Annotated in this window: 15 protein-coding genes; 6 read left to right on the top strand and 9 right to left on the bottom strand. The window is 68.6% G+C overall.

Annotation, left to right across the window (positions count from 1 at the left end):
• Nucleotides 1-112 precede the first annotated feature (112 nt).
• From ACIPV5_RS00240 to ACIPV5_RS00250, 3 genes are all read right to left on the bottom strand, one after another.
• Nucleotides 113-1,660 carry a sugar ABC transporter ATP-binding protein gene (locus tag ACIPV5_RS00240; RefSeq protein ID WP_372984112.1) on the bottom strand — a complete coding sequence of 516 codons (1,548 nt, stop codon included), beginning with the start codon at nt 1,658-1,660 and terminating at the stop codon, nt 113-115.
• On the bottom strand, nt 1,657-2,676 hold the full coding sequence (locus ACIPV5_RS00245; RefSeq protein ID WP_053097905.1) for a LacI family DNA-binding transcriptional regulator: 1,020 nt from the start codon (nt 2,674-2,676) through the stop codon (nt 1,657-1,659). The genes ACIPV5_RS00240 and ACIPV5_RS00245 overlap by 4 nt, the downstream gene beginning before the upstream one ends.
• Nucleotides 2,677-2,759: 83 nt before the next feature.
• Nucleotides 2,760-4,019: a D-arabinono-1,4-lactone oxidase gene (locus ACIPV5_RS00250; protein WP_187250674.1), complete on the bottom strand. Its 1,260-nt coding sequence runs from the start codon at nt 4,017-4,019 to the stop codon at nt 2,760-2,762.
• A 79-nt stretch (nt 4,020-4,098) separates the two neighbouring features.
• Here ACIPV5_RS00250 and ACIPV5_RS00255 point away from each other — a divergent pair, with 79 nt between their 5' ends.
• From ACIPV5_RS00255 to ACIPV5_RS00275, 5 genes are all read left to right on the top strand, one after another.
• Nucleotides 4,099-5,145: a LacI family DNA-binding transcriptional regulator gene (locus tag ACIPV5_RS00255; RefSeq protein ID WP_056280575.1), complete on the top strand. Its 1,047-nt coding sequence runs from the start codon at nt 4,099-4,101 to the stop codon at nt 5,143-5,145.
• Between the two features lie 93 nt (nt 5,146-5,238).
• On the top strand, nt 5,239-6,576 hold the full coding sequence (locus tag ACIPV5_RS00260; protein WP_056280572.1) for an extracellular solute-binding protein: 1,338 nt from the start codon (nt 5,239-5,241) through the stop codon (nt 6,574-6,576).
• Entirely contained in the window at nt 6,573-7,523 is a 951-nt protein-coding gene (locus tag ACIPV5_RS00265; protein ID WP_053097910.1) for a carbohydrate ABC transporter permease, read from the top strand. The genes ACIPV5_RS00260 and ACIPV5_RS00265 overlap by 4 nt, the downstream gene beginning before the upstream one ends.
• Nucleotides 7,523-8,428: a carbohydrate ABC transporter permease gene (locus ACIPV5_RS00270; protein ID WP_053097912.1), complete on the top strand. Its 906-nt coding sequence runs from the start codon at nt 7,523-7,525 to the stop codon at nt 8,426-8,428. The genes ACIPV5_RS00265 and ACIPV5_RS00270 overlap by 1 nt, the downstream gene beginning before the upstream one ends.
• Nucleotides 8,429-8,466: 38 nt before the next feature.
• Entirely contained in the window at nt 8,467-9,990 is a 1,524-nt protein-coding gene (locus tag ACIPV5_RS00275; RefSeq protein ID WP_187250672.1) for an alpha-N-arabinofuranosidase, read from the top strand.
• Between the two features lie 189 nt (nt 9,991-10,179).
• On the opposite strand, the gene ACIPV5_RS00280 is transcribed toward ACIPV5_RS00275, so the two are convergent.
• Nucleotides 10,180-12,342: an LPXTG cell wall anchor domain-containing protein gene (locus ACIPV5_RS00280; RefSeq protein ID WP_400338830.1), complete on the bottom strand. Its 2,163-nt coding sequence runs from the start codon at nt 12,340-12,342 to the stop codon at nt 10,180-10,182.
• A gap of 304 nt (nt 12,343-12,646) precedes the next feature.
• Between ACIPV5_RS00280 and ACIPV5_RS00285 the strand changes: the two genes are divergently transcribed.
• Complete coding sequence (locus ACIPV5_RS00285; RefSeq protein WP_162253870.1) at nt 12,647-13,078, top strand: META domain-containing protein; 432 nt, start codon at nt 12,647-12,649, stop codon at nt 13,076-13,078.
• 71 nt (nt 13,079-13,149) lie between these two features.
• On the opposite strand, the gene ACIPV5_RS00290 is transcribed toward ACIPV5_RS00285, so the two are convergent.
• From ACIPV5_RS00290 to ACIPV5_RS00310, 5 genes are all read right to left on the bottom strand, one after another.
• Complete coding sequence (locus ACIPV5_RS00290) at nt 13,150-14,283, bottom strand: bifunctional 2-methylcitrate synthase/citrate synthase (RefSeq protein WP_053097920.1); 1,134 nt, start codon at nt 14,281-14,283, stop codon at nt 13,150-13,152.
• On the bottom strand, nt 14,280-15,188 hold the full coding sequence (prpB, locus tag ACIPV5_RS00295) for a methylisocitrate lyase (protein WP_400338835.1): 909 nt from the start codon (nt 15,186-15,188) through the stop codon (nt 14,280-14,282). Before prpB ends, ACIPV5_RS00290 begins: the two co-directional genes overlap by 4 nt.
• Nucleotides 15,188-16,714 carry an MmgE/PrpD family protein gene (locus ACIPV5_RS00300; protein ID WP_400338837.1) on the bottom strand — a complete coding sequence of 509 codons (1,527 nt, stop codon included), beginning with the start codon at nt 16,712-16,714 and terminating at the stop codon, nt 15,188-15,190. Before ACIPV5_RS00300 ends, prpB begins: the two co-directional genes overlap by 1 nt.
• A complete protein-coding gene (locus ACIPV5_RS00305; protein ID WP_056280558.1) occupies nt 16,711-17,379 on the bottom strand; it encodes a GntR family transcriptional regulator in 669 nt (222 codons plus the stop codon). The genes ACIPV5_RS00300 and ACIPV5_RS00305 overlap by 4 nt, the downstream gene beginning before the upstream one ends.
• A gap of 73 nt (nt 17,380-17,452) precedes the next feature.
• Nucleotides 17,453-18,433, bottom strand: a complete 981-nt coding sequence (locus ACIPV5_RS00310; RefSeq protein WP_400338840.1) for an EamA family transporter — start codon at nt 18,431-18,433, stop codon at nt 17,453-17,455.
• Between the last annotated feature and the right edge of the window lie 19 nt (nt 18,434-18,452).

Consider the following 18,452-nt stretch of genomic DNA (forward strand, 5'->3'; position numbering starts at 1 on the left):
TGCAGGACACCTGCATCGCATGTCCTGCGGTGATGTTACCGGGAACAATTTCTGGAACACAAGAGGTCGAACGAAAATCAACGATGCATGAAGGGAAAGATCTTGTTACCGATCACAGCTCGACGCTGTGACTGAGCTCAGCGGCGATCATCTCGACCACGGTGTCGACCGTGACACCGGGACCGTTGCTGAGCTCGCCGATCTTCTCGCGGTCCTTCAGCACGATGATGCGATCGCTCAGCCGCACCACCTCTTCGAGTTCGGACGAGATGAAGACCACGGCCACTCCGTCACCGGCGAGCTGGCTGATGCGTCTCTGGACATCGATCTTCGCCGCGATGTCGATCCCCCGAGTGGGCTCGTCGAGGATCAGCACGTGCGGACGCACCGCCAGCGCACGGGCCAGCAGCACCTTCTGCTGGGTTCCGCCCGAGAGCAGGCCGACCGGGCGGTCGAGGTCGGCGGGATCCAGATGCAGGGCCTCGACGTACGTCTCGACGAGTCCCCGCGACTCCGCGTGCGAGAGCGGACGAGTCCACCCGCGCAGCGCCTGCAGCGACAGGATGATGTTCTCGCGCGCCGTGAGCTCGCCGATGATGCCCTGCGTCCCCCGGTTCTCGGCCGACAGCGCGATCCGGTGTCGCAGCGCCGCCGACGGGCTCCGCAGCTGCACCCGTTCGCCGTCGACCCAGAGCTCGCCGCTGTCGGCCCGCGCCGAACCGCTGAGCAGCGACGCGAGCTCGGTGCGCCCGGAACCCCGCAGCCCCGCGAGGCCCACGATCTCTCCGCGTTGGATCTCGACATCCATCTGCTCGAGCTCACCGCGTCGCCCCACACCGGACGCCTGCATCGCGGGCTCTCCGTCGTACGCGTAGTGGTGGGCCTTGCGCTCAGAGCCGAGCGCTCGGAGGCTGTCGATGTCCTTGCCGAGCATCTTCGAGATCAGGTCGGCCCGGTCGAGGTCTCGCGTCGCATACTCCCCCACGCGCCGCCCGTTGCGCAGCACGGTCATGCGGTCGCTGATCGCGAACGCCTGCTCGAGGAAGTGCGAGATGAACAGGATCGCGACCCCCCGCTGCCGCAGACCGCGGATGACGCGCATCAGGGTCGCGACCTCGGCGACGTCGAGGCTGGAGGTGGGCTCATCGAGGACGAGCACCCTCGGCTCGTCGACGACCGCGCGCGCGAGTGCGACCAGCTGCTTCTGCGCAGGCGTGAGCAGCGAGAGCGGCGTCTTCGGATCGAGGCCGTCGAGCCCGAGTCTGGCCAGCGCCTCCGCGGCATCCGCTCTCGTCCTCCGCCAGTCGATGCCGAACCGTCCTCGGCGCTCCCGCCCGAGCATCACGTTCTCCGCGACGCTGAGATTCGGGCTCAGCTGGGTCTCCTGGAACACCGTCGCGATCCCCGCCGCTCGACTGTCGGCGACCCCCGAGAACCGACGGGGCTCGCCGTCGACGAGGACCGTGCCCTCCTCCGGCGCGAGGGTGCCGGTGATCACCGCGACCAGGGTGGACTTGCCGGCGGCGTTCTCGCCCATGACGGCATGCACCTCGCCGGGGAACAGCCGGAAGTCGACGTCGTCGAGCGCGCGCACGCCGGGGAACTCGACCGTGATGCCCGCAAGCCGCACGACCGGCGCGGGACCACTGTCGGAGGTCATCGCACCTCCCGAGGTGCGGCCGACGAGCCGCGGGCGACGAGCTCGGTCGGGATTCGGGTGAGCGTGGGGATGTCCCGCCCTTCGATCGCCGCGCGCAGCATCTCGACCACCGCGACGCCCAGCGCCCCGAAGTCCTGGCGCACCGTCGTGAGCGGCGGGATGAAGTGCCGCGCCAGCGGGATGTCGTCGAAGCCGACCACGCTGAGATCCCGCGGCACCTCGAAGCCCCGGTCGTGCAGGCCGTGGATCAGCCCCATCGCCATGTCGTCGTTCGCGGCGAAGATCGCCGTGTAGTCGGGCAGCCGCGTGAGCCCCTTCGCGAAGTCGTAGGCGAAGTCGGCCGACCAGTCGCCGACGACGATGGGCCGTTCGCGGATGCCCCACGACTTGGCCCGCGAATGGAAGGCCCGCTCCCGCGCCCTCGCGTCGAGCCAGTCGAGCGGACCCGAGAGGTGCAGGATGTCGCGGTGGCCGAGTGCGACGAGGTGGTCGACCACGGATGTCGTGCCCGCATGCTGGTCGATCGACACGGTGAGGAACGTCGGGTCGGCGTCTGCCTTGACGACCAGCATCGGCACGGTGATGGCGATGCGGCGCAGCGCCGCCACGGACGACGAGCGGGGCGCGATGACGCAGAGCGCATCGACTCCCTGGGTCACGAGATTGTCGACCGCCTCCTGCGGAGACAGCGGGTCGCCCTCGTGCAGAGCGATCGGCGTGACGGAGTATCCGGTGGCACGTGCGGAGAGCTCCACGGCTCGCAGGATGCTGGTCGGACCGTGCGCCACCGCGCTCTCGACGATCACGCCGATCCGGCGGGTGCGCTGCGTGGCGAGAGCCCGCGCGACGAGGTTCGGGCGGTAGTCGAGCTCCTCGATCGCCTCGAGCACGCGGCGTTTCGTGTCGGGCTTGATGTTCGGGTGATCGTTGAGAACACGCGAGACCGTCATGTGCGAGACGCCCGCGATGGTCGCCACCTGACGGATGTTGGGCTTGTCTGAACCGACGTTCGCCATGCACACCTCCGTCGGCCGAGCCTCGGAGAATGTTACCGAGAACAACCCCGGTGGTGCAATGGATCCCGCGGCAGCGGCAGGCGCTAGAGGCCCAGGCGCTCCAGGTACGGGTTCACCAGTCGGCGCTCGGGGTCGAACCGCGCCGCGAGGTCGGCGAAGTCATCCCAGCGCGAGTAGCGAGAGCGCACCTCGGCGGCATCGAGCGTGAACACCTTTCCCCAGTGCGGGCGGGCGGTCTCGGGCAGTGCCGCTTCGAGCGTCGGCAGGAACTCGCGAACGGCCGCCTCGTCGGGCTTCCAGGTGAAGTGGATGCCGACGGCATCCGTACCCTGCGATGAGCTCAGCCAGAGGTAGTCGGGGGCGACCGTGCGGATCTCGTTCACGAGCAGCAGCGGCGCGATCTGGCCGGCGAGGGTGCGGACCGCCTGGATCGCGGCGACCGCATCGGCGCGGGGCACCAGGTACTCGCTCTGGATCTCGGCGCCCGCCGACGGCGTGAACTCAAGCTTGAAGTGCGCGAGACGCTCGAACCACGGCCCCGGCACTCCGAGCTGCTCGGTGCAGGCCACCGGGTCGACGCCGATGATCGGATGCCGCTTCGCTGTCGCAGGCTCCGCTCCGAGTCGGTCGAAGAGATCGGCGCGGGTGTTCTCGCGCGCCTCGGGCTGTCGCTGCTTGACCCAGATCTGGTCGGCGACGTCGGTGTGCTCCCACCGCGAGAAGATGCTGACGCTCGTTCCGATGCTCGTCACCTCGTCGAAGTCGGCGAGGATCGCATCCCACGACGGATGCTCGAACACGTGCTGGGCGACCTCGTAGGCGGGCTCGACATCGAGCGTCACGTCGACGACCGCTCCGAGTGCGCCGAGGCTGACGACTGCGCCGTCGAAGTCGTCGTCTCCGCGAGCGAGCGAGCGGATCTCCCCTGCCGGTGTGATGATCGTCAGCGCGCGCACGGCGGAGGCCAGCGATCCCGTCGCGTCGCCCGAGCCGTGCGTTCCGGTCGCGACGGCTCCCGCGATCGAGATGTGCGGCAGCGAGGCGAGGTTCGCGAGCGCGAGCCCCTCGGCATCGAGCAGCGGGGCGAGGTCCCCGTAGCGCAGCCCGCCCGACACGCGCACGGCGTCACGGGCGTCGGCGACCTCGAACACGACGGGCAGCCGGTCGAGCGCGATGAGCACCCCGTCGGTGTCGGCGATGTCGTTGAAGCAGTGCCGCGACCCGAGGATGCGCACGGCCCCGCCCCGGGCGAGCAATCCCTGCAGCTCATCGATCGAGCTCGGGTGCTCGATCGCGGATGCGCGATAGGTGAGGTTGCCGGCCCAGTTGCGTTCGATGGTCATCGGGCCATAGTAGCCACGGCAGCCTCGCCCGCCATCGGAGAGGCACCGCGCTCGGCACGCGCATGGATAGGCTGACCGGATGACTGCGATGCCGCCGCCGCGCGCGACGATGAAGGACGTCGCCGCACTTGCCGGCGTCTCACCCAAGACGGTCTCGAACGTCGTCACCGGCACGGTCGCCGTTCGCGAGGAGACGAGGCTCAGGGTCGAGTCGGCGATGGTGGAGCTCGACTTCGTGCCCAACCTCAACGCCCGCGGGCTCCGCAAGGGCCGCTCGGGCATCATCGCCGTGGCCCTGCCCGACCTCGCCACCGCGTTCTCGGCCGAGCTGATGCATCGCATCGTCGACGCTGCGCACGATCGGGGCCTGGCGGTGCAGATCGAGGAGACCGCGACCGATCCCGAACGCGAGCGGGAGCTCGTCTCGCGCGCTCGCGCGCACCTGGTCGACGGGCTGATCCTGAACCCCATCCGCCTCGAGGACAGCGTGCTGAAGTACGCCGACCGGCTGCCCCCGCTCGTCGTGCTCGGCGAGGTCGAGCAGAACAGGGCCGATCACGTGCGCATCGACAGTCGCCGCGCCGCCGCTGACGTGACCCGGCATGTGCTGTCTCGCGGGGCGACCCGCATCGCGGTGATCGGCGCCGATGACGACGCGGCGGTCGCGACCGCCACAGGTCGCCTGCGACTCGAGGGCGTGCACGACGCGCTGCGAGAGGTCGGCATCCCGCGCGACACCGCTCTCGAGATCAACCCGATGCCGTGGTCGATGACGGGTGGGGCGGATGGCGTCGCCACGCTGTTCCGGCGGGGTGTGGCATTCGACGCGATCATCGCCTTCACCGACTCGCTCGCGCTCGGAGCGCTGCACGCGCTGCACGATCACGGCGTGAGCGTGCCGGACGATGTGATCGTGACGGGCTTCGACGATGTCGAGTTCTCGCGGTACACGTCGCCCTCGCTCACGACGATCGCCTTCGATCGTCGCGCGTTCGCCGACGCGGCCCTCACGCTGCTCGAGTCGCGCATGGACGACCGCTCCGCTCCCCCGCGCGCGCTCACCCTCTCGCATCATCTGCTCGAGCGCGACAGCACTCGGGGCACCCCGCGCGGCTACCGCCCCTGACGCGGCTCGGAAGCATCGGCTCACTCTTGCGCCGCTGATTACATCGATGTAATGATGTACCCCGACCCCGCCCGCTGTCACGAAGGAGTGACGATGACGCCCCCGCTCGATATGTCCAGACGGCAGTTCCTGACTGCCGCCTCCGTCACGGCCGCCGCGGCGCTGCTCGCCGGCTGCGCCCCCGGAACAGTCCCGGGCTCGAACACCACGACCCTCCAGTTCTGGCATCTGCTCTCGGGTGGCGACGGCGTCACCATGTCGCAACTGCTCGACACCGCGAACGCGGCGCAGAACGCGTACCGCATCCGCCCCACCGTGCTCGCCTGGGGCACCCCGTACTACACGAAGCTCGCGATGGCGGGCGCCGGTGGCCGCGCCCCCGACGTCGCGATCATGCACGCCACCCGAACGGTCGGCTGGGCCCCCGGCGGTCTGCTCGACCCGTGGGATCTCGACCGACTGGCAGACCTCGGCGTCGACGCATCGACGTTCCCGAAGCCCATCTGGGAGAAGGGCTTCGTCGGCGAGAACATGTACAGCGTCGCGCTCGACGCGCATCCGTTCGTCGCGATGTTCAACACCGACATCTGCGATGCCGCCGGAGTGCTCGACAGCGACGGTCGCCTCGCAGAGACGTCGTCTCCCGAGGAGTTCGTCGAGCAGCTGCGCACGATCGGCGGCAAAGCCGACGGCCACGCGCTGTCGTACGGATATCTCGGCGACGGCGCGCAGATGTGGCGCCTCTTCTACACCTTCTACTCGCAGCACGGCGGTGCGATGGAGCTGCCCGCCGGCGGCAAGGCCGTGATCGACAAGGATGCCGCGGTCGAGTCCCTCTCGCTCATGCGCACCCTGCTCGACGGCGAGATCGCCCTCGCCCAGGCCGACTACGGCAGCGCCGTCGCCGAGTTCGCGACCGGCAAGAGCGGCATGCTGTTCACCGGCGTCTGGGAGCTCCGCACCATGCAGAACGCGGAGATCCCGTTCGATGCGACCATGATCCCCACGCTCTACGGCACCCCGGCGGTCTACGCCGACTCGCACTCGTTCGTGCTGCCGCATCAGACCGACGCCGACGAGAAGAAGCGCGACCTGACGTACCAGTTCGTCGCCGACATGCTCAAGGGCTCGTTCGGCTGGGCCGAGGCCGGGCACATCCCCGCCTTCCTGCCGGTCACCGAGTCCCCCGAGTACGCCGATCTCGTCCCCCAGGCCCACTACGCCGAGGCCGCGCAGCACGTCGTGTACGACCCCACCGCGTGGTTCACCGGATCGGGCTCCAACTTCCAGGGCGAGTTCGGCGCCGCGGTGCAGGGCGTCCTGCTGTCGGGCGATGACCCCGCGGCGGCGATCGACCGGTTCGAGGCACGGGTGAACACCCTGCTCCGTCAGCCCAACCCGGCAGACCCCGAGGGGACGTTCGCATCATGACCACGGCAACCGACTCCACGCGCACCATCGTCACCGGCTCCAAGGCCGCCATCCCGATCCGTCGCGCCGGCTCCCGCAACCGCGAGCAGCTCATCAGCTGGGCGTTCCTCGCTCCGTTCCTGCTCGCGTTCGTGCTGTTCCTCGCCTGGCCGATCGTGCACGGCATCATCCTCAGCTTCACCGACCAATCGCTCACGGGCGCCGGCGGCTCCTTCATCGGATTCGCGAACTACGCCGAGGCGCTGACGGATCCGAAGATGTGGCAGTCGATGGGCAACACGGTGTGGTTCACCCTGCTGTCCACTGTGCCGCTCGTTGTGATCGCTCTGCTGATGGCGGCTCTCGTCGACCGCGGCATCCCGGGTCAGTGGCTGTGGCGATTGTCGTTCTTCATGCCGTATCTGCTCGCCTCGACCGTGATCTCGCAGATCTGGGTGTGGATCTTCAACCCGCAGATCGGTGCCGCGAACAACATCCTCGAGTTCTTCGGTCTCGAGCCGCTCGCCTGGCTTCAGAATCCCGACACCAACATGCTGTCGATCGTGATCGCCACCGTCTGGTGGACGGTCGGATTCAACTTCCTGCTGTACCTCGCGGCGATGCAGAACATCCCGCCGCAGCAGTACGAGGCCGCATCGCTCGATGGCGCCGGGCCGTGGCGCCAGTTCTGGTCGATCACTCTTCCGCAGCTGGGACCGGCGACCGTGCTGATCCTGATCCTGCAGATCCTGGCGTCGCTCAAGCTCTTCGATCAGGCGTACCAGATGCTCGGCGGTGTCGCGAGTGACACGACCCGCTCGATCGTCCAGTACATCTACGAAGCCGGCTTCGTCAGTTACCGATTCGGCTACTCGGCCGCGATCTCCTATGTGTTCTTCGCCCTCATCGTCATCATCGGCGTCGCGCAGGCTCTGATCACGCGCCGCCGGAAGGAGTCGCAGCTGTGATGTCCACCGCCACTCTCACCGAGACCATCACGACGACCAAGCCCGCGCGGGCCCGTCGCCCGCACCTGCCGGGCGAGAAGCCGTTCGGCGTGCTGCGCATCAGCGCACTCGTCGTCCTCATCGTCCTGGCGGTCGGTTGGCTGCTGCCCTTCCTCTGGGCGATCGCGACGGCGTTCAAGACCGAGACGGATGCCGCCAGCGGCGACCCGTCCTGGATCGGCGCCTCGGGCCCGACGATCGAGGCGTTCACCGCGATCCTGTCGCAGGGCAACGTCTACACCTGGGCGTTCAACAGCCTGTGGACGTCGATCGCCGTGACCCTGATCACGCTCACGATCTCGGCATTGGCCGCCTACGCCTTCTCCCGGCTCGACTTCACCGGTCGCAAGTGGCTGTTCGTCGCCATCATCGCCTCGATCGTCGTGCCGCCGCAGGTGCTCATCATCCCGCTGTTCTACGAGATGCTCGCGTTCAACATGATCGACACCTACTGGGGTCTGATCCTGCCGCAGGTCGTTGCGCCGGCCATGGTGTTCATCCTGAAGCGCTTCTTCGACGCGATCCCGATCGAGCTCGAAGACGCCGCCCGGGTCGACGGCGCCAGCCGACTGCGCATCTTCTGGTCGATCGTGCTGCCGCTGTCGCGCCCGATCCTGGCATCCGTCGCGATCTTCGTGTTCATCGGCGCCTGGAACAACTTCCTCTGGCCGTTCCTCGTCATCAACGACACCACGCTGATGACGCTGCCGGTCGGCCTCCAGACGGTGATCAGCGCCTACGGCGTGCAGTACGCCCAGGTCATGGCTCAGGCCGTGCTCGCGGCGCTGCCGCTGATCATCGTGTTCATCATCTTCCAGAAGCAGATCGTCAAGGGCGTCGCGACCAGCGGCTTCGGCGGTCAGTAGTCCCCCACCCGGCTCGAGAGCCAGAAACAAGGAGAGCAATGTCTCAGGCCCGCATCACCATCGATCGCGACTTCACCATCGCCGACGTCCCCCGGAGGCTCTTCGGGTCGTTCGTCGAGCACATGGGGCGCTGCGTGTACACCGGCATCTACGAACCGGGGCACCCGCAGGCCGACGAGCGCGGCTTCCGTCAGGACGTCCTCGCCCTGGTCAAGGAGATGGGTCCGACCGTGGTCCGATACCCGGGAGGCAACTTCGTCTCGGGCTACCGCTGGGAAGACGGGGTGGGCCCGGTCGAAGACCGCCCGGTGCGCATCGACGGCGCCTGGCACACGATCGAGACCAACGCCTTCGGCCTGCACGAGTTCATGGACTGGGCGAAGGATGCCGATGTCGAGGTCATGGAGGCCATCAACCTCGGAACCCGGGGTGTCGAGGAGGCCAGGTCGCTCGTGGAGTACGCCAACCATCCGGGCGGCACGTACTGGTCGGACCTTCGCCGCAAGAACGGTGCCGAGCAGCCCTTCGACATCAAGCTGTGGTGCCTGGGCAACGAGCTCGACGGCCCCTGGCAGATCGGCGGCAAGACCGCGACGGAGTACGGGCGGCTGGCGCAGGAGTCGGCCAAGGCCATGAAGCTCGTCGACCCGACGATCGAGCTCGTCGCCGTCGGCTCGTCCGGCCGGTCGATGCCGACGTTCGGCACCTGGGAGCACACGGTGCTCACTCACGCGTACGACGAGGTCGACTTCATCTCGATGCACGCGTATTACCAGGAGCATGACGGCGACGCCGAGTCGTTCCTCGCGGAGTCGGTCGACATGGATGCGTTCATCGACGGCGTCATCGCGACGATCGATGCGGTGAAGGCGGCGGGCAAGCACACGAAGCAGGTCGACATCTCGTTCGACGAGTGGAACGTGTGGGACCAGGTGAAGTTCAACGACGTCGAGTCGGTCGAGATCGCGAAGGCCGGGTGGAAGAAGCACCCGCGCCTGATCGAGGACACCTACAACGTGACGGATGCCGTCGTCGTGGGCACGCTGCTCAACAGCCTGCTGCGTCATGGCGATCGCGTGAAGATCGCGAACCAGGCGCAGCTCGTGAACGTGATCGCGCCGATCCGCTCGGAGGAGAACGGTCCGGCCTGGCGTCAGACGAGCTTCTGGCCCTTCGAGCGCATGGCCCGTCTCGCCAAGGGCCGCATCCTGCGCCTCGCGGTGTCGGCTCCGCAGATCGAGACGAAGCGCTACGGCGGAGTCGACTCGGTCGATGCCGCGGCCACGTGGGACGAGGAGACCGGACGAGTCGTGGTCTTCGTCGCGAACCGCTCGCTGACCGAAGAGAGCGACCTGACCGTCGAGCTGCGCGGCCTGACCGGCCTCCGCGTCGTGAACGCCGAGACGCTGACGATCCCCGAGGGCGGCGACCGTCGCACCGCGAACCTCGAGACCACGCAGGATGCCGTGCACATGGTGCCGCTCGGCGCCGCCGAGGTCGTCGACGGGTCGGTGCGTGCGACGCTGCCGCCGCTGTCATGGTCGGTGATCGAGCTCGCCTGAGGTTCGGCTCGACAGGAGAGGGCCCGGCATCGGATTCCGATGTCGGGCCTTCTGCGTGTCCGGCATCCCGCGCCTGCACCACGAAGCACCCCGCAGACGCGAAGAAGCCCGGTATCGATCGATACCGGGCTTCTCAGCGATGGGGTTCACGGCCGAGGCCGGTCACTCCGTCAGATCGTGATCAGGCGATCAGCTCTGGATCTGCTGGCGACGACGCACGACCAGCAGCAGTCCGCCCGAGAGCAGGGCGAGCGCGATGGCTCCGGCCGTCAGCGGGACGAGCATGTCGGAACCGGTCGCGGCGAGACCGCCGTCACCCGGGGCGGCTGCGCCACCCTCACCGGGAGCGGGAGCGGCTCCGCCACCGCCGGCGACCGGTGCGGCGAGAACAGCGAACGCCAGGTCGGTCGGAGCCGACGAGACGCCGTCGATGGCCTGCGTGGCCGAGACCGTGTAGGTGCCCGACTCGAGAGCCGCACCGAAGTCGACGCTCCAGGCGCCGTCCTCGACAGTGGCCGTGAACGTGCCGCTCGCCGCGGCGAAGGCGCCCGCGAGGGCCGCCGTGTTCGCCGTGATCGGTTCGGCGCCGGTGAGCTTCACCGTCACGGTCGCTCCGTCGATGCCCGAGCCGGCGAGTCCGGAAGGACCGTCGTTGTGGGCGAACTCCGCGCCGTTCGCGACCGAGGTCACGGCCGGCGAGACGGGGATGACCGAGAATGCCGAGGTGGCCTCAGGCGAGACCTCGTCTTCGCCGTCGATCGTGCGGGTCTGCGTCACGACGACGCTGTGCGAGCCGTACTCGAGGGTGAGTCCGTCGACGGTCCAGGAACCGTCTGCGGCGACCTCGGTCGTGCCGAGCACGTCATCGGTCTGGGCGTCGGTCACCGTGATGGCGGTGGTCGGCAGGCCGGTGCCGCTGATCGCGGTGACCGTCTCGTTGACGGTCGATCCGTCGGCGGGCGAGGTGATGACCGGCGCGACCAGCGGGGCCGGCACGACCTTCACGTCGAGCGTGACGGTCTCGGAGGAGCTGAAGCCGGTGCGGGCACGGACCGAGATGGTCTGCTCGCCGAGCTCGACCGGGCCGACCACCGAGAACGCGCCGTCGACGACGCGGACGGTCTGGTCTGCGCCGAAGCCGCTGACCGTGACCTTCTCCGCGCCGGGAGCGGTTCCGGTGATGGCCGTTCCGGGCTGCACCTCGGCGCCATCGGTCGGGCTGGTGACGACCGGTGCGTCGAGGTCGAGAGCGACCTGGTAGCCACCCGTCTTCGGCAGGGCGGTCACAAGCGATGCCGCCCAGGTGAACTGCTCCTGGGTCTCGGTCGCTTCCGTGCCACCGCTGATGAGGCCGACGGCCGCGTTGCCCTGGATGACCGATCCACCGGAGTCTCCGGGGCCTGCGAGCGTGTTGCTCGAGAAGCCCTGCACCCAGTGACCGTCGATGTTGGCCCATCCGTCGAGGATGTCGTCGCTGGCGACGACGCCGGTGGTGAAGCCGGTCGTGCGACCGCTCTTCGAGACCTCGCCGAGCGTCGGTGCCGCGACGGACTTGATCTCGATGACGCTGTCGGCGAGCGAGCTCAGCGAGTCGCCGGCAGCGGTCCAGTCGGTGACCGCCGGTACCGGGTTCCAGCCTGCGGCCTCGTTGATGTCGATGGTCGAGATGTCCGTTGCGGTGGTGTCGCCCTTCGAACCGAGGCCGCCGTCGCCGCCGCCGAACTGAGCGAAGCCGAACGTACCGAGCAGGTCGATCGTGGCCGGCAGCGCGGTCCGGGTGCCACCGGCTGCGTCTTCGCTGCTGGGAACGGTCAGCGTGGTGTCGCGGAGCGGCTCGCCGTCTTCATCGAACGCGCAGTGTCCGGCACTCAGGAGCGCCGGGTCGCCGGTGGGCGTGAAGGCCGCGAAGCCGATGGAGCACGACCAGGCGTTGCTCCCGGGCTCGTCGGCGACGAAGCTCTCGAGATCGGGGCTCACCGAGAGGTAGCCCTGACCGCCGACGATGTCGCCCTCGGCGAAGGACGAGAGTGCGGTGTCGACCTTGACGACGGATGCGTCGGTGACGCCGTTGTCGCTCGCGATCTGCGTGATCTCGGCGTCGCTCTTGCCGGTGTCGGCGGTGACGACGACGACGTTCTCGCCACCTGCGGTCTGACCGAGCGCGACCATGTCGGTGTCGGCCTCGGCCAGGTCCGCCTTCGTGTTCAGCACCTGGGCAGGAGCGTCCTGTCCGGGTGCTTCTGCGGAGTCGTCCGCGAACGCCACAGGCGCTCCGAGGAAGAGCCCCGAGAGGGCGATCGTGGCGGCGGCGGTCAACGCCAGCGGGCGTCGACCTGTCACTCTGTGCTTCATGTGATGTATGTCCTTGCTGGTCACGGATCGTCAGTCAGTTTCATAGTCGGCAGTGCTCGTCGAGCACGGAACCGCCGCTTCCCGGGTAGGGCGTGAAATGAGACGCTGGCCCCCCGATCAGCACGATCCAGTCCGTCAGGACGAACAGGGATCTCATGCAGAGTACCCAGTAAATCCACAGAATGGGGAAATTGTTTACCAGAATTTCGCCTCTTGACCTGGCCCTCTCGTTTGCGATACGGCAGGACGACCGCCCGCCGCACAACGGATTGCGTTCGCAGACGACACGGTTACCATGGCCACCATGAGCACCCACCGCAGAGCACGCACCCTCGTCGGCCTCGCGATCCTGGGAGCCTTCGCCGTGATGGGCGCAGCCTGCGCGACCGGCGGCCCCAGCAGTGCGCCGACGTCGAGCGCCGACCCGAACGGCGAAGACAGCGCCGTCGTCGAGAAGCTCGTCGGGCTGTGGGGAGAGGATGCCTCCGGTCAGCCGCACCTCGAGTTCACCGCCGACGGCGAGGTGCACGGCAGTGACGGCTGCAACGGCATCACGACGACCTACTCGGTGAACGGCGACCGTGTCGATCTCGCCCGATTCGCCTCGACGCTGAAGGCGTGCCCCGGAGTGGACGGCTGGATGCGGGGCGTGCGTGCGGTCGAGATCGACGGCGACGTCCTCGTGATCAAGGACGCGTCCGGCACGGAGCTGGGCACCCTCCCGCGCGCGAGCTGACGTCGCGCCGCGGAGTGCGGCATGCGATCCGGCGACCGACCCGGGTTCGTCGACCCGGGCCGGTGCGCCGATCAGTTCTCGATGTGGCGTTCGTCGACGCCGTCGTAGAACGACAGCGGGCGGATCAGAGCGTTCGCACCGGCCTGTTCGATGATGTGCGCCGTCCACCCTGTGACCCGCGCCGCGACGAACAGCGGCGTGAAGGTGAGGGTGTCGAAGCCGATGAGGTTGTAGGCAGGACCCGACGGGTAGTCGAGGTTCGGGTAGATGCCCTTGCGCGCCACGAACTCCGACTCGAGAGCGTCGTACAGCTCTGCCACCTCGGCCTTGTCGTAGTGCTCGACCAGGGTGTCGAGCGCCGCCTTCATCGTCGGCACCCGCGAGTCGCCGCTCTTGTAGACGCGGTGCCCGAAGCCCATGATCTTGCGCTTCTCGGCCAGCGCCTTGTCGAGCCACGGCACGACGTTCGAGGCCTCGCCGATCTCGTCGAAGATGTGCAGCACAGCCTCATTGGCGCCGCCGTGCAGCGGCCCCTTGAGCGCGCCGATCGCCCCGACCACCGCCGAGTAGAGGTCGCTGAGGGTGGAGGTGATCACGCGGGCCGTGAACGTCGAGGCGTTGAACGAGTGCTCGGCATACAGGATCATCGAGCGGTTGAACGCGTCGACGACCACCGGATCGGGCTCCTCGCCGAACGTCATCCAGAGGAAGTTCGCCGAGTAGTCGAGGTCGTCGCGCGGTGCGATCGTCTCCTGCCCCCGGCGGCGGCGCTGACCGTACGCGACGATCGCGGGGAGAGCGGCGAACAGACGGATGCTGCGCTCGAGGTTCTCCTCCGGGCTGCCGCCGGCATCGAGCACCGATCCGCCCGCGTTCGTGTCGGAGGCACCGATCAGGCTGACCGCCGTGCGCACCTCGTCCATCGGATGCGCGTCGAGCGGAACCAGGTCGATCGCCGTCTTCACGCTGTCGGTCAGAGCGCGATGGAGGCGCTCCTCCGCGCGGAAAGCGGCCAGCTCGTCGGCCGTCGGCAACTCGCCGTGCCACAGCAGGTAGGCCACCGCCTCGAAAGGCTGGGTCGCCGCCAGCTCCTGCACGGGATATCCGCGGTAGAGCAGGCTGTTCGTCTCGGGGTTGACCTTCGAGATCGCGGTCGTGTCGACGACGACCCCGGCAAGGCCCTTCTTGATGTCCGGCTCGGTCATGCTCGCTCCTTCGTGACGGTGAAGCCTGCGACGCCGGAGTCGAACTGCTTGTAGGACTCGTAGTCGATCAGGTCGTAGAGATCGGCACGGTGCTGCATCTCACCGAGCTTCGAGGTGAGGTGCCCCTCCTCGTTCAGCGTATCGAGCGCACCGCCCGCCGCGCCCATCGCGATGCGCAGCAGCGACACCGGCCAGATGACCATGTTCACACCGGCATCCCGCAACTGGTCGACCGAGAACAGATCGCTCTTGCCGAATTCGGTCATGTTGGCGAGGATCGGCACGTCGAGCGCATTCGCCATCGCCTCGAACTCGCCGAGGGTTCGCATCGCCTCGGGGAAGACGGCATCCGCCCCGGCATCCACCAGCGCCTTCGCACGATCGATCGCGGACTCCAGTCCCTCGACCGCGCGGATGTCGGTGCGCGCCATGATGAGGAAGTTCGGGTCGCGTCGAGCGTCGGCGGCGGCGCGGATGCGACGGATCGCCGTGCTCTCGTCGACGACGCTCTTGCCGTCGAGGTGGCCGCAACGCTTCGGGTTGATCTGGTCTTCGATGTGCGTGCCGGCGAGGCCTGCATCCTCGAGCTCCTGGATCGTGCGGGCGACGTTCATCGGCTCGCCGAAGCCGGTGTCGGCGTCGACGATCGCGGGGATGTCGGTCATCCGCGCGATCTGCTTGGCCCGACCGGCGACCTCGGTCAGCGTGGTGAGGCCGATGTCGGGCACCCCGAGGTCGGCAGAGAGCACCGCACCCGAGATGTAGACCCCGTCGAAGCCCTTCTGCTCGATCAGTCGGGCGCTCAGCGGATTGAACGCGCCGGGGAAGCGCAGCAGCTCGCCACTCGCGAGCCGTTCGCGGAACAGACGGCGCTTCTCGGCCGGGGTGACGTGCGAATACAGCATCAGAACAGGCCCTTCGGGGCATCGGCGCCCTCGAGCAGGCCGGGCTTCGCGATGATCGACAGCTCGCCGACCTCCGCGGCCGTGAGCTCGGGCAGACGCTGCACGAGCTCGAGGAACCGCTCGATCTCCGCGGGCTCGAGCACGGGCTCGGCCAGCAGGCGGAACTTCGCGATGTAGTTCTCACGGGCGAACGGACGAGCGCCCAGCGGGTGCGCGTCCGCGACGGCGATCTCATCGACCACGGTCGTGCCGTCGGTGAGGCGGAACTCGACGCGACCGCCGAACGCCTTCACGTCGGGGTCTTCGGAGTGGTAGCGGCGGGTCCACTCGGCATCCTCGGCCGTGGTGATCTTGTGCCACAGGGCGACCGTGTCTGCGCGACCGGCCCGCTCGGGGGTGTACGAATCGACGTGGTGCCAGCCGCCGTCCTGCAGCGCGACCGCGAAGATGTACGGGATCGAGTGGTCGAGCGTCTCGCGGGATGCAGTGGGGTCGTACTTCTGCGGGTCGTTCGCACCCGAGCCGATCACATAGTGCGTGTGGTGGCTGGTGTGCAGCACGATGGCCTCGATGTTGGCGGGGTCGCGCAGCGCCGGATTCTCGGTGCCGAGCTTGCGGGCGAGGTCGATCCACGCCTGCGCCTGGTACTCGGCCGAGTGCTCCTTCGTGTACGAGTCGAGGATCGCGCGCTTCGCCTCGCCCGCGGCAGGAAGCGGCACCTCGTAGGCGGCGTCCTTGCCGTCGAGCATCCAGGCGATCACGCCGTCTTCGCCCTCGTAGATCGGCGCGGGACTCGTCTGACCGCGCATCGCCCGGTCGACCGCCTCGACGGCGAGCTTGCCGGCGAAGGCCGGGGCGTGCGCCTTCCAGGTCGAGATCTCGCCCTTGCGGCTCTGACGCGTGGCGGTGGTGGTGTGCAGGCCCTGACCGACGGCCTGGTAGATCGTCTCGACGTCGAGCCCGAGCAGAGTGCCGATGCCGGCGGCGGCCGACGGGCCGAGGTGCGCGACGTGGTCGATCTTGTGCTTGTGCAGGCAGATCGCGCGCACGAGGTCCATCTGGATCTCGTAGCCGGTGGCGATGCCGCGCAGCAGCGCGCGGCCGTCGGCCTGCACGTGCTGGGCGACGGCGAGGATCGGCGGGATGTTGTCGCCCGGGTGCGAGTACTCGGCCGCGAGGAACGTGTCGTGATAGTCGAGCTCGCGCACGGCCACGCCGTTGGCCCACGCCGCCCACTCGGGGCTGGTGCGGTGGTCGAGCGCCGCGCCGAAGACCGTGGCGCCGATGCCGCCGGTCGAGACGGGGTGGCTGAACGCCTGGGTGCGAGCCGCGTTGATGGGCCCGCGGGTGAGCGATGCCGCGGCCACCGACGCGTTGTCGATGATGCGGTTGATGATCATGTCGGTGACGTCCTGCTCGACCTCGACCGGGTCGGCGGCGACCTCGGCGATCTTCCAGGCGAGCTGGTCTTCGCGGGCGAGGTTCTCATCGCTGCGGTGGACGCGGACGTGGTGGGTGACGGTCATTTCACACCTTCTGGGTTGGCGGTCAGGGAGTCGAGGATGCCGGTCAGCGCATTGTGCAGATGCACGTGCGTGGCGTGGGCGGCGAGGTCACCGTCTCGGGCGGCGAGGGCCTGCGCGATCGTTCGGTGCTCGGCGGCTGAGGCTGCGAGGCGGGCCGGCTTGTCGCGGGCCATGCGGCGGACTCGCACGAGGTGGGTGCGCACGGTGCGCAGGGCCGAGGCGATGTAGTCGTTGTCGACCGCACCGTCGAGAGCGGCATCGAAGCGGGCGATCAGGGCGTAGTACGCGTCGCGGCCCTCGACGGCGGTGAGGTCGACGTGCGCGAACTCGTCGGCGAGGGCGGCGAAGAGGGCGGCGTCACCCCGCTGGGCCGCGAGTCGGGCGGAGGTCTCTTCGAGCGCGCGGCGGATCTCGAACAGCGCGCGGATGTCGTCCGCATCCAGGTCGGCGACCACCGTCACTCGCGGCGACTGCTGCACGACGAGGCCGTCGGCGGCGAGGCGGCGCAGCGCTTCGCGCATCGGGGTGCGGCTGATGCCGAGGCGGGCGGCCTGCTCGACCTCGCCGAGCACGAACCCCGCGGGGAGGGCGCCGGACTGGATCTCCTCGAGCAGCGCGGCGTGGGCTCGATCGCCGGCGGTGATGCGATCGGCGACGGAGCTCATGCCCTCAGTGTATACACAAATACGTTTCGATGATCAGGGGCGCGGTCATCTGGTGCTTCGCGTATACATTGCGCTACCGCTGCGGCCGCTCCACGGCATCCGGCACCGGCTCGACGAACTCGGCGGGACGCGGCTCGCCGAGCTTCACCACGACGACGCCGACCAGCACCAGCGCCCCGCCGAGGGCCTGCAGCAGATCGGGCAGCTGTCCGAGCAGCAGCCAGCCGAAGAGCAGCGCGGCGACCACCTCGGAGAGCGCGACGAAGGATGCGAGGCGGGAGCCGAGCATCCGCGTCGACGCGATGCCGAGCACATAGGCGAGTGCCGTCGCGACCAGGCCGATCGCGAGCACCGGCACGAACCACGGCACGGCGCCGAAGCGATAGGTGATGTCGTCGGTCGTCCAGGCGATGGGCAGGATGCCGGCGAGTCCGGCGACCGTCAGCGCGATCGCGCCGAGCAGCAGCCCACCCCCGGCGAGCGCGATCGGAGGCAGTCCGGTGTCGGCCTTGGCCGAGAGCAGGAAGTACGTCGCCGCACCCACCATCGCGGCGAGTGCCCAGAGGATGCCGGCGACATCGACCTCGGCGCCGGTGATGATGTCGAGCATCAGCACGAGTCCGACGAAGGCGATGGCCGCGCCGATCACGCTGCGCCGACTCGGCCGCTCGCCCCGGCGGAGCCACAGCCAGAGGATGACGGCGATCGGCGCGGTGTATTCGATGAGCAGTGCGAGACCGACGTCCATCACGGCGACGGCCTGGAAGTAGCAGAGCTGCGTGGCGGTGACGGCGAGCAGTCCGTAGGCGGCGACCATCCCGGCGTTCTTGCGGAGCACTCCCCACCGCCCGCGCAGCGACAGGACCGTCGGCACGAGCAGCACGAGTGCGGCGACCCAGACACGCGCGGTCACGGCGGCACCGGGTGTCCACCCTGCATCGATGAGCCCGCGAGCCCAGGCGCCGGACATCCCGAACGCGAAGGCCGCGCCGATCGCCAGAGGCAGACCGAGACGCACGCCGCGCATCGAGATGTCATTCGCAACTTTGCTCATGACAGGTGACGCTACTCGT

The organism is Microbacterium sp. NPDC090014 (assembly GCF_044748285.1).
Lineage (GTDB): Bacteria > Actinomycetota > Actinomycetes > Actinomycetales > Microbacteriaceae > Microbacterium.